Raw genomic sequence first — 11351 nt, 5'->3', positions numbered from 1 at the left:
CGCCGGGGGGAGGGGCGAACCCCTGCGCGGCGGGCCGAGGCGCCGGTGCGGGAGCAGGGGCCGGTGCCGGGACGGGAGCGGGAGCCTGCGCGGGGGTGCCGGGAACACCGAACGCGGGCGGGGCGAAGCCCGGGACAGCGCCTCCCGCCTGCGGCGGCTGCGGCTGCTGCGGGGCGGCGGGCTCCTCCTCGGCCACCTCGCCGCCGAAGTTCTTCAGCAGCGCTTCGAGACCGCCGTCGAAGCCCTGTCCGACAGCGGCGAACCGCCATACGTCCTTGAAGTAGAAGTCCCCCAGCATCACCGCCCGCTCGGTGGAGAACTCCGAGCCGCTGAAGGGATAGCGGGCCACTTCCTCGCCGCCCGCAACGATGCGGATGTATCCGGGACCGATCTGGGACATCTGCCCGACGCCGTCGAGCGTCGCCGTGAAGGACAGCTTCTTGATCTGCTGCGGAATCCCGTCCAGCGTCACGCGGAAGGACTCCGTGTCTCCCGCCTGGGGACCCAGCAGCTGAAGGGACTCCTCGGGGGACTTCGGCTGGTTGAAGAAGATGAAGTACCGGTCGTCCGAGAGCCGTTCGTCGGCATCGAGGCCGAAGCAGCTGATGTCGAAGGTGAGTCCGGGGCCGGAGATCTGCACGCCTACGTACAGATCCGTACCCGCGGTGAGGTCACTGATCCTGGCCTTGTGGCCGCGTTGGAATTCCCTGGCCATGCGTACGACCGTCCCCCGTCCCGAATGTGAGTGCGTCGCGCCAGGCTAACCGCAAACTCGGACATCCGATGAAGCCGGTACAGACCCGGTACATAACGCGCGGGCGCCCCTGCGGACACCCACGTCGGGCGGCGTTCACCCGTTGTGGGCCCCCGGCAGATGGGGCAGCCGCTCGGCCGCGACCACTCCTTCGAGGTAGCCCCGGGCCCGTTCCGTCTTCGGATACGCCTCCAGCAGACGCCAGAAGCCGGGCCCGTGTCCGGGCACGAGCAGGTGAGCCAGTTCGTGGCAGAGGACGTAGTCGACGACGTACTCGGGCATGCCCTGCAGCCGGTGCGACAGGCGGATGCTGCCCTCGGACGGCGTGCACGAACCCCAGCGCGTGTTCTGGTTGGTCACCCAGCGTACGGAGTGGGGCCGGGCCCGCCCGTTGAAGTACTGGGCCGACAGCCGCTCGGCGCGCTCGGCCAGCTCGGTGTCCCCGAGCGCCCGCCTGCTCTCCTGGGCCGCCAGCTTGTCGAGCATGACGTTCACCCAGCGCTGCTCCTCCGCCTCGGACATCCGGGCGGGGATGAGCACCACCGTACGATCGCCCTCGCGGTACGCGGAGACCGTTCTGCGTCGGCGGGCGCTCCTGCGGACCTCGATCGCGCTCGCCCGTGAGCCGCTCGTCGGCTGACTCGTCGTGCTGCGCTGAGGAGGTGTGGCGCTGTGCAGTGGGTCGGCGGGCACGCCCCGACGTTACCCGCTGCACACGGGGAAGTCCCGGCTCCGGGACGCTTCGATACCGATCCCCCCGCCATGCGCCGGATTTATATGACGAATCACCTTGCCTGTGGACAACTTTCCGCGAGTCGCTCCAAATCCGGGCATGCTGGCATCCGCCGACCGGCCCACGGGTGGGCGACGGTACTACGGCAGCCGTTCGAGCGGCAGCCGTTCAGGGAGACACGGGGGACCTGACATGCATCCGATGGTGAAGCCGGCGCTCCGGCGCGGCTGGCGCGACCTCAACACCGTGCAGTTCGGGATGACACCCGCGCACGCGTTGACCCTGGGGCCGATGGACACGGCGACGGGCAGCTTCCTCGATCTGCTCAACGGCACCCGTGGGCTCGATCGTCTGCGCGAGGAGGGCCTGCGGATGGATCTGCCCGACGGTCATGTCGACCGGCTCGTGGCCCGGCTGTCCCGGGCCGGGCTCCTCGACGACTCCCGGGGCGGCGGTCCGGCCGCCGACGCCCTGCGCGGGAAGCAGGAGGTCCTCGACCGGCTGCGTCCGGATCTGGCCTCGCTGACCCTGACCACTTCCGCGCCGGGCGACGCACTCGGACGCCTCGCGGCGCGCCGCGGAGCCCGGGTGCAGGTGAGGGGCGCGGGCCGGGTCGGCTCGATGCTGGCGGCGTTGCTGTCCGGTGCCGGGGTGGGTGAGGTCGACGTGCGCGACATCGGTCGGGTCGAGCCCTGGGACGTCGCGCCGGGCGGGCTGCCCCCGGAAGCCGTCGGCGACCGCAGGCACGAGGCGGCCCGCCGTGTTGTGCGCCGGGCCGCACCGGACCGGTCGCCGCGTCGGACCGCTCAGTCCCCTCCGGAGGAGGGCGCCCCCGGGTTCTCCCTGGTGGTCGTCGCTCCGCGGGACGACGTCTCCGTGCACACCCCGGACCCGGCGGGGACCGAGCCTTTGATGGCCTCGGGGACACCCCACCTCTACGTGGGCGTGGTGGAGGCGACCGGCGTCGTCGGTCCGCTCGTCCTGCCCGGTGAGACAGGCTGCGCGGGCTGTCTCCAGGAAGAGAGGACCGACCGGGATCCGACCTGGCCGCGTATGGTCGCCCAGTGGCGTTCCGGGCGGCAGCGCCGGGTGGGAGCCTGTGATCTGTCACTGGCCGCGACCGTGGCCGGACTGGCCGGTGCCCATGTGCTCGCCTTCCTGGACGGCCATGTTCCGTCCAGTGCCGGTGCCCGCTGGGAGGCTTCGCTCCCGGGTCTGCACTGGCATGCGCGGCCGGTCGGGGCGCATCCCGGGTGTCCGTGCGGAGCGGCGGATCAGAACGCGGCGGAAACGGAGTCGGAGCAGACCTCCGAACACGGCCGGACGCACGAGACAATGACCCCGCACGGGCCGTCGAGGAAGTTGTGCCGTCAGGCGGACGCGGAGCGGCCGGCAGGGACTTGGAGGGCTCATGTCTGATCTTCCCCGGAAGGCGGTCACCAGGACCGCCAAACTGGCCGCGCTCCCGCTCGGCTTCGCCGGGCGGGCGACCTGGGGGCTCGGCAAGCGGATCGTGGGCGAGTCCGCGGAGATCGTCGGCCGCGAGGTGCAGCAGCGCACCGCGGAGCAGTTGTTCAAGGTGCTCGGCGAACTCAAGGGCGGTGCGATGAAGTTCGGCCAGGCCCTGTCGGTCTTCGAGTCGGCCCTGCCGGAGGAGATCGCCGGACCCTACCGTGCGGCGCTGACGAAACTTCAGGAGGCGGCCCCGCCGATGCCGACCCGGACCGTGCACGCGGTGCTGGAGGAGCGGCTCGGCGAGGACTGGCCCGATCTGTTCCTGGAGTTCGAGGACAAGCCGTCCGCCGCGGCCTCGATCGGCCAGGTGCACCATGGGGTGTGGCACGACGGCCGTGAGGTGGCGGTCAAGGTTCAGTATCCGGGCGCCGGCGAGGCCTTGCTGTCCGACCTGAACCAGTTGAGCCGGTTCGCCCGGCTGCTGGGTCCGCTGGTTCCCGGAATGGACATCAAGCCGCTGATCGCGGAGCTCAAGGACCGGGTCGCGGAGGAGCTGGACTACGGTCTGGAGGCCCAGGCCCAGCGGGCCCACGCCGAGGAGTTCGCGGACGATCCCGATGTCGTCGTACCGGCGGTGGTCCACCAGTGCGAGCAGGTGCTGGTCACCGAGTGGATGGACGGCGTACCGCTGTCGGAGATCATCTCGGACGGTACGGAGGAACAGCGGGACCGGGCAGGTCAGCTCCTCGCCCGTTTCCTGTTCTCCGGGCCGGCCCGCACCGGGCTGCTGCACGCCGACCCGCATCCGGGCAACTTCCGTCTGCTGCCCGGCGGCCCGGACGGTGAGGACGACTGGCGTCTGGGTGTGCTGGACTTCGGCACGGTCGACCGGCTGCCGGGCGGACTGCCCGCTCCCATCGGCGAGGCACTGCGGATGACGCTGGACGGCGAGGCGGAGGCCGTCTACGAGATGCTGTGCGCGGAGGGGTTCATCAGGGAGACCGTCGAGCTGGATCCCGACGCGGTCCTCGCGTACCTCCTGCCGATCATCGAACCGGCGCAGATCGAGGCGTTCACGTTCACCCGTGGCTGGATGCGCGGCCAGGCCGCCCGCATCGGCGACCCCCGCTCCCCCGCCTATCAGCTGGCCAAGCAGCTCAACCTTCCCCCGGCGTATCTGCTGATCCACCGGGTGACCCTGAGCACGATCGGTGTGCTGTGCCAACTGGGCGGGACGGTACGGCTGCGTGACGAACTGCGGGAGTGGCTGCCGGGGTTCGTCCCGAAGGAGGCGGAAGCAGCGACACCAGGAGAAGCAGGGGAAGCAGGGGACCTGGTGCCGCGGCAGGCGGTGGACGAGATCCTGGTGAAGGAGCCCACGAAGGGGAAGCCCGCGGCGAGGAAGTCTTCGGAGGGGAAGCCTTCGGAGGCGGCCACCGGGGACGAGGCGGTCGAACCGGCCGAGGAGGCGTCGGCGGCGCAGGCGTGAGGGACACCGATCCGGACCGCGCCCGCTGTCAGTCACCACCACTGTGCGTCCAGGCGTCCCTCGATCGCCCGCAGGTGCTCCAGGGAAGAGGCCTCGCAGGAGTGCCGACGGGTGCCGCTCTCCGCTGAAAGGGTCCGGGTCGGCAGCGGGCCCTCGGCCGTCACACCGCAGCGGGCGCACCTCCGGGGCGTCTGTTCCGCAGCCGAGCGGCAGCCGCCGTCTCCGTCTCCGTCCGCGTCTGCGTCTGCGTCTGCGTCTGCGGAATGGCTCGTCACCCGGTGCGACCATGCCGTACCGGACGGCCCGCTCGGCGCAACGTACCGCGGGGGCCGGTCCGTTCGGCACGGACCGGCCCCCGCGGGGAGAGCCACGACGGGCTGGGGCGACTCGAAGGTCGAATCGACTCGATCGGTTGGATCGGTTACTGCATGACGGCCATGGCGAGTGCGCGGCGGGCACGCTGGGAGGCGCGCTCGGCGCGGCGCTGCATCCGGCGAGCGGTCATCAGGCGTGCCGCCCGACGTTCCTGCTCGGCCTCGTGCAGGCGCTCGTGCATATGCGCACGGGCCAGGGCTTCTGGAATGAGTTGCATCTCACGGGTCCTGTTCTGGCGCGAGTCGTTCGCACCACAAGTGGTGAAGTCTTCGGTCGCGGAGCCTGCGGGCTCGTCGGCGGTCGGCATCATCGGGGCCTGCTTCTGGGGGTCGTGCGTGAGGGGGCGGTCGATCGTTCCTGGGGTGTTCATGCCGTGACCGGGTTCTTCCGCGGACGGCCACGCGGCCGCTTCCGGGCGACAACGACGCCCTGGACGAACAGCTCGCCGCCCCAGACGCCCCACGGCTCACGCCGCTCCTTGGCGCCGGCGAGGCAGGCCTCCATCAGCGGGCAGGTGCGGCAGAGGGACTTGGCGTACTCGACGTCCGCCGGCGACTCGGCGAAGAAGACCTCCGGGTCGTAGGAACGGCAGGGGACGGGTACGCCGAGGTTCTCGATGGCGTCGTCGAGCGCGGTGAGCGCGGTGAGCGGAGTCAAGGTCGGGTCCTCCGTGGAGCCGGGCTTGGGGATCGTGTCGGAAGGCGGTACGGACGGGGCGTGCGCTTCGAGTTGCACGGTTCGTCTTCCTCGTCTGGTCGTTTCCGGCCGGTGGGCCGGGTGGCGGCTGGTACCGGGTTCTTGTCCTGTCCCGAGGCGCTTCGGTCCGTCGTCCCCGTTCGGGGACAAACAGAAGGGCCGCGGATCCCGGATGGGGTTCCGCGGCCCTGAGGCGCCGGCCTGATCGAATCAGGCTGGATCACTCCAGGGTTCTGGCCCACGGAAGGCCCACATCAGGTGGTGCTGCGTCGTCTGCTCCCGGAATCCGGCACCGGCCGCCGCGAAGGCATAGGCCTTCGCCTGTGCCTCTACCGCTTCCAGTGCCTTGATCGGTCGCTCATCGCGCTCACGGACGACAAGGCCCGCAGGAGCAACGGAGGACGCCGGACGTGCGGCAGAGATGCCGGACAGACCGGTGCCCTGATTCGAGGCGCCGAGAATGCACAGGGAGACGGCCGAGCGATCGGTCATTTTCACGATGGAGCTGGGGTTGATGTTGATCACAGGACTCGCCTCCTCTCGGCGCATCGGGGGACCGGGGTCAGCCGGTCCGACGGATATGCAAGTACAACACGGAATCAGGGCCTCCGAGAAGGCCGCTGCTCTCGTGTCTAAGAACCTATGGGGATTCCCGGGGCATGCGCAAACTATTTTCCCGACGAGTTGGAATCAGTCCTGATCTTTGTCCTGCGCTCCGTCCCTGCCTGCGCAGATCGCCAGTACGTCGGCCCCGTAGCGGTCCAGCTTGCGCTTGCCCACGCCGGGGATGCGGGCGAGCCCCGGCGGGTCCTCGGGGACCGCCTCGGCGATGGCCATCAGCGTCTTGTCGGTGAAGACGCAGAAGGCGGGCTGGCCACTGCGCCGCGCCTGCTCACCCCGCCAGTCGTGCAGCCGCTCGTAGACACCCTCGTCCATGTCGGAGGGGCAGTCCTCGCAACGCATCAGTTTCATCTCGCCCGCGTCCGTCAGCGTGCGGCCGCAGACCCGGCAGCGGGCGGGGCTGCGGTGCCTGCGTCTCGGTTCCGGGGCCGCGGAGACGGCGGTCGCCCTTCCGGGCACACCACGCTCCACACCTCCCATGGCTCCGCTGCCGCTGCTGGCCGCGCCGCCGCGGCCGGCCGGCGAGCCGGAACGCAGCCCGTCGAGGAAACGGCTGGGCCGGCGGTTGGCCCGCCCGCCGGGCGAGCGGGCGAGCGACCAGGAGACGTGGAGACGCTCCCGCGCCCGGGTGACACCTACATAGAGGAGGCGGCGCTCCTCCTCGATCTGTTCGTCGGTCTTCGCGTAGGTGATCGGCATCATGCCCTCGGCGACACCGACCAGGAAGACCACGTCCCACTCCAGGCCCTTGGCCGAGTGCAGCGACGCGAGCGTGACGCCCTGCACGGTCGGGGCGTGCTGGGCGCCCGCCCGCTCGTCGAGTTCGGCGACGAGATCGGCGAGGGTGGCGTCCGGCTTCGCGGCGGTGAAGTCCTGGGCGAGGTTCGCCAGAGCGGCCAGGGACTCCCAGCGCTCCCGCACCGCCCCCGAACCCGCCGGCGGCTGCGCCGTCCAGCCTTCGCCCGACAACACGGCACGTACCTGGGAGGGCAGGTCCACCACGTCGTCGAGGAGGCTGTCGTTGCCGCCGAAGCGGGCCGCCGCGCGCAGGGCGCTGCCCGCCTTGCGCACCTCCGGACGGTCGAAGAAGCGCTCGGCGCCCCGCAGCTGGTACGGCACTCCGGCGTCCGCGAGGGCCTGCTCGTAGGTCTCGGACTGGGAGTTCGTGCGGAACAGCACGGCGATCTCACTGGCCCGGACACCGGCGCCGATCAGTTCGCCGATCCGGCGCGCGGCGCCCTCGGCCTCCGCGGGTTCGTCGGTGTACTCGATGAAGACGGGGTCGGGCCCCGGGCCGCGCTGGGAGACGAGTTCCAGCCGGTGATCGGCGGCCCGGCCGTGTGCCTGGGCGAGCAGCCCGTTGGCGAGGCGGACCACCTGGGGGGTCGAGCGGTAGTCACGGACCAGTTTCACCACGGTGGCACCGGGGTGCTTGGTGCGGAAGTCGAGCAGGTGGTCGGGCGTTGCCCCCGTGAACGAGTAGATCGTCTGGCTGGCGTCGCCGACCACGCACAGGTTCTCCCGGTCGCCGAGCCAGAGCTCCAGCAGCCGCTGCTGGAGCGGGCTGACGTCCTGGTACTCGTCGACGACGAAGTGCTGGTACTGGGCCCTGACCTGTTCCGCGATGTCCTGGCGGTCCTGGAGCACGGCCACGGTGAGCAGCAGTACGTCCTCGAAGTCGATGACTCCCCGCTCCCGCTTGAGGTCCTCGTAGGCGGCGTAGAGCTGGGCGATCTCGGCGGGGTCCCGGGGTGCCTCACGCTCGGCCTTGGCGACGGCGGGCGGGTAGTCGGCGGGAACGGTCTGGGTGACCTTGGACCACTCGATCTCGGCGGTGACGTCCCGCAGCTCGCCCCGGTCGAGCCGGATGCGGCAGGCGGCGGCCGCGTCGGCGACGAGCTGGATCTTGCGGTCGACCAGCCGGGGCAGGGAGCCACCGACCGCTTTCGGCCAGAAGTACTGGAGCTGGCGGAGCGCCGCCGAGTGGAAGGTGCGGGCCTGGACCCCCGCGGCGCCGAGCTGGCGCAGCCGCCCGCGCATCTCCCCGGCGGCGCGGTTGGTGAAGGTGACGGCGAGCACGCTGGAGGGCTGGAGGATCCCGGCGCGTACCCCGTAGGCGATCCGGTGGGTGATCGCCCTGGTCTTTCCGGTACCGGCGCCCGCCAGCACGCACACCGGGCCGTGCAGGGCGGTGGCGACCTCGCGCTGCTCGGGGTCGAGCCCTTCGAGCACCGCGTCGGCCGAGTCCGGTACCCGCGGGAAGAGAGGGGAGTGCGTTGCTGCTGTCACACGGCCATGCTGCCAGGTCGCCGGAGACGGCTGAGCCGGTTGTCCACAGGCGCGCCTTCGCAGTCGTACCAATGCGACCGGCATCACGTCCTCGTGCGGCAGGCCTCGCGTCACGCAGGCGGGGTGGAGATCACGTCACGCGGGCGGGGCGGGCACGGCCCGGGGAATGGTGGCGCTTTCAAGTACGTTCCTCCTCAGCGAGGACTTCCCCGAGTCGCCGAAGGAGCGCGAGAGACATGCCGGGCACTGTGACGATGTACAGCACCACGTGGTGCGGATACTGCCGCCGTCTGAAGGGTCAGATGGACCGCGAGGGCATCGCGTACACCGAGATCAACATCGAGCACGACCCGGACTCCGCGGCCTTCGTGGAGAAGGCGAACGGCGGGAACCAGACAGTCCCCACCGTGCTTTTCAATGACGGTTCGACGCTCACCAACCCGTCGTTGGCGCAGGTGAAGCAGAAGATCGGCGTCTGAGCGAGCGGTTCACCCGGAGCGGGGTGGGCGTTCCTGACCGAGGGCCTGGTCAAGGCCTGGTCGTGGGACGCCCACCCCGCTCTTTCGCTGTACTGCGGGCACCGGGGGGCAAGAGGCGGTGCGGGCCGAAAGCGCCGCGGGCCGGAAGGCGGTACGGGTCAGAAGGCGCCGCGGGTCGGGAGGGGCTTGCCGTACCAGCGCTCGATCAGACGGGCCGCGATCGAGATGCCGTAGGGCGGGAGCATCTCGCCGGACTCGAAAGCGGCGCCCAGTTGGTCCCGGGAGAACCAGCGGGCCTCGTGGATCTCGTCGCCGTCGACCTCGATCTCGGTCGAGGTGGCGTGGGCGACGAAGCCCAGCATGAGGCTGGAGGGGAACGGCCAGGGCTGGCTGGCGACGTACTCGACCTCGCCGACGGTGATGCCGACCTCCTCGTGGACCTCGCGGCGCACCGACTGCTCGATGGACTCCCCCGGCTCGACGAAGCCGGCGAGCGTCGAGAAGCGGCCTTCGGGCCAGTGGACCTGGCGGCCGAGCAGGATGCGGTCCCGGTCGTCGATCACGGACATGATCACCGCGGGGTCGGTGCGCGGGTAGTGCTCGGCGCCGCAGGCGGGGCAGCGGCGGATGTGGCCGGCCGCGGCGATGACGGTGCGCTCGCCGCAGCGGGAGCAGAAGCGGTGCAGCCGTTGCCAGTTCTCCAGGGCGACCGCGTGCACCATCAGGCCCGCGTCGCGGGGTGACAGGAGCAGGCCCGCCTCGCGCAGGCCGGCCGGCCGGGCGGATTCGTCCATGCGGCCCGGCAGGGCGTCCTTCTGCAGGGCGAAGTAGCTGACGCCGTCCTCGTCGGTGCCCAGGAAATAGCGGTGTGCTTCGGTGAGCGGCGCCTCGAAGGAGGGCGTCATGACGAGTTCGGTGCGGCCGTCGGCCGTCTCGTCGATGAGGACCTGGCCGCCGGAGACCACGAAGCAGCGCGTCGAAGGGTGGCTCCAGGCCGCCGCGAGCCATGCTTCGTCGAGCCGGTGGTGGGCGGCGCGGTTGATGCCGCTCGGGGCGGTGAGCGAGACGGGGCGGTCGGCGGTGTGGTCGGTCCAGGTGGTCACGGGTGCTTCCAACTCCCCCGGTGAAACGGATGGGATCGGCGGTCGGTTCGGCGGGTCGTGCGGGCGGGAGACGACCGGGCCCGGCGGCGCGCGCGGCGGCGGGGCGCTTCCAGTGTGCCCCGCGCGGGCGGCCCGGGTCGGACGGCCCGGGAGCGTTCAGGGCACGCGCTGCCAGTGCTCGGCGAGGTCGTCCCAGAGATGTGCGGAGGCCTCGGCACCCTTGAGGAGCAGGTCCAGTTCGACCTTCTCGTCGGGGGCGTGCCACCCGTCGGACGGAACGGAGATGCCGAGGAAGAGCACGGGGACGCCGAGCACGTCCTGGAGGTCGGCGGCCGGTCCGGAGCCGCCCTCGCGCGTGAAGCGGACGGGTGTGCCGAAGGCGCGGCCCATGGCGCGGGCCACGGACTTGAGGGCCGGGTGGTCCAGCGGGGTCAGGCACGGGCGGGTGGCGGGGCTGAAGGCGATCTCGTACCGGACGCCGTCGGGAATCTGCCCGGCCACCCAGTCGCGGACGGCCTTCTCGATGTGGTCGGGGTCCTGTCCCGCGACCAGCCGGAAGGACAGTTTGACCATGGCGGAGGACGGGATGATCGTCTTGCTGCCGGGGCCCTGGTAGCCGCCGCCGATGCCGTTGACCTCCGCGGTGGGGCGGGCCCAGACGCGCTCCAGGGTGCTGTATCCGGCCTCGCCGGCGGTGGCGTGGGAGAAGGCGGCGCGCAGCCACTCCCGCTCGTCGAAGGGCAGCTCGGCGAAGAGTTCGCGCTCGCGGTCGGTGAGCTCTACGACGCCGTCGTAGAAGCCGGGGATCGCCACGCGCGCGTGCTCGTCGTGCAGCGCGGCGACCAGGCGGGCGACGGCGGTGGCCGGGTTGGGCACCGCGCCGCCGAAGGAACCGGAGTGGATGTCCTGGTCCGGGCCGTGCAGCCGGATCTCGCACTCGGCGAGGCCGCGCATGCCGGTGCACACGGTGGGGGTGTCCTCGGACCACATCCCGGTGTCGGAGACGATCACCACGTCGGCGGCGAGCCGGTCCGCGTGCCGCTCGACGAGGGTCCGGAAGTGGGGTGAGCCGGATTCCTCCTCGCCCTCGATCAGCAGCTTCAGGTGCACTGCGGGGGCGCTGCGGCCGGTCGTGGCGAGGTGGGCCCGGACACCGAGGGCGTGGAAGAACACCTGGCCCTTGTCGTCGGCCGCCCCACGCGCGTACATCCGGTTGTCCCGGACGACGGGTTCGAAGGGCTCGCTGTGCCAGCCGTCCTCCCGGGCGGCGGGCTGCACGTCGTGGTGGCCGTAGACCAGAACGGTGGGCGCCCCCGCCGTCTACGCCGAATGGCCCTCCTCGGACCCCGGGGCGCCC

The 11351-nt window shown here is 71.3% G+C and carries 10 protein-coding genes and 1 pseudogene; 3 read left to right on the top strand and 8 right to left on the bottom strand.

What is annotated here, in order from left to right; translation table 11 throughout:
• On the bottom strand, positions 1–715 hold a 715-nt coding region (locus AOK11_RS27915), incomplete at its 3' end, for a TerD family protein (protein WP_167353840.1).
• A 135-nt stretch (positions 716–850) separates the two neighbouring features.
• Complete coding sequence (locus AOK11_RS27910) at positions 851–1447, bottom strand: M48 metallopeptidase family protein (protein ID WP_079035133.1); 597 nt, start codon at positions 1445–1447, stop codon at positions 851–853.
• Between the two features lie 232 nt (positions 1448–1679).
• Here AOK11_RS27910 and AOK11_RS27905 point away from each other — a divergent pair, with 232 nt between their 5' ends.
• Both AOK11_RS27905 and AOK11_RS27900 read left to right on the top strand, forming a co-directional pair.
• Positions 1680–2906: a TOMM precursor leader peptide-binding protein gene (locus tag AOK11_RS27905; RefSeq protein ID WP_055596489.1), complete on the top strand. Its 1227-nt coding sequence runs from the start codon at positions 1680–1682 to the stop codon at positions 2904–2906.
• The gene (locus AOK11_RS27900; RefSeq protein ID WP_079035132.1) at positions 2899–4431 is read left to right on the top strand and encodes an ABC1 kinase family protein; all 1533 of its coding nucleotides are present in this window, start codon (positions 2899–2901) and stop codon (positions 4429–4431) included. Before AOK11_RS27905 ends, AOK11_RS27900 begins: the two co-directional genes overlap by 8 nt.
• A gap of 421 nt (positions 4432–4852) precedes the next feature.
• Here the strand turns inward: AOK11_RS27900 and AOK11_RS27895 are convergent, their stop codons facing one another.
• From AOK11_RS27895 to AOK11_RS27880, 4 genes are all read right to left on the bottom strand, one after another.
• A complete protein-coding gene (locus AOK11_RS27895) occupies positions 4853–5176 on the bottom strand; it encodes a hypothetical protein (RefSeq protein ID WP_055596488.1) in 324 nt (107 codons plus the stop codon).
• Positions 5173–5541 carry a WhiB family transcriptional regulator gene (locus tag AOK11_RS27890; protein WP_055573144.1) on the bottom strand — a complete coding sequence of 123 codons (369 nt, stop codon included), beginning with the start codon at positions 5539–5541 and terminating at the stop codon, positions 5173–5175. The genes AOK11_RS27895 and AOK11_RS27890 overlap by 4 nt, the downstream gene beginning before the upstream one ends.
• A 171-nt stretch (positions 5542–5712) precedes the next feature.
• Positions 5713–6027, bottom strand: a complete 315-nt coding sequence (locus AOK11_RS27885) for a hypothetical protein (protein ID WP_055596487.1) — start codon at positions 6025–6027, stop codon at positions 5713–5715.
• Positions 6028–6192: 165 nt separating this feature from the next.
• Positions 6193–8496: an ATP-dependent DNA helicase UvrD2 gene (locus AOK11_RS27880; RefSeq protein WP_079035130.1), complete on the bottom strand. Its 2304-nt coding sequence runs from the start codon at positions 8494–8496 to the stop codon at positions 6193–6195.
• A 152-nt stretch (positions 8497–8648) separates the two neighbouring features.
• Here AOK11_RS27880 and AOK11_RS27875 point away from each other — a divergent pair, with 152 nt between their 5' ends.
• Positions 8649–8891 carry a mycoredoxin gene (locus AOK11_RS27875; protein ID WP_055596485.1) on the top strand — a complete coding sequence of 81 codons (243 nt, stop codon included), beginning with the start codon at positions 8649–8651 and terminating at the stop codon, positions 8889–8891.
• 158 nt (positions 8892–9049) lie between these two features.
• Here the strand turns inward: AOK11_RS27875 and nudC are convergent, their stop codons facing one another.
• Positions 9050–9994: an NAD(+) diphosphatase gene (gene nudC, locus AOK11_RS27870; RefSeq protein ID WP_055596484.1), complete on the bottom strand. Its 945-nt coding sequence runs from the start codon at positions 9992–9994 to the stop codon at positions 9050–9052.
• 156 nt (positions 9995–10150) lie between these two features.
• Positions 10151–11305, bottom strand: a pseudogene (locus tag AOK11_RS27865) (M20/M25/M40 family metallo-hydrolase); the annotation flags it as partial.
• Between the last annotated feature and the right edge of the window lie 46 nt (positions 11306–11351).

This window comes from Streptomyces hirsutus (genome assembly GCF_001418415.1).
Classification (GTDB): Bacteria; Actinomycetota; Actinomycetes; order Streptomycetales; family Streptomycetaceae; genus Streptomyces; species Streptomyces hirsutus.
The sequence above is the reverse complement of the archived record's forward strand: the minus strand, read 5'-3'. Positions and strand labels throughout refer to the sequence as shown.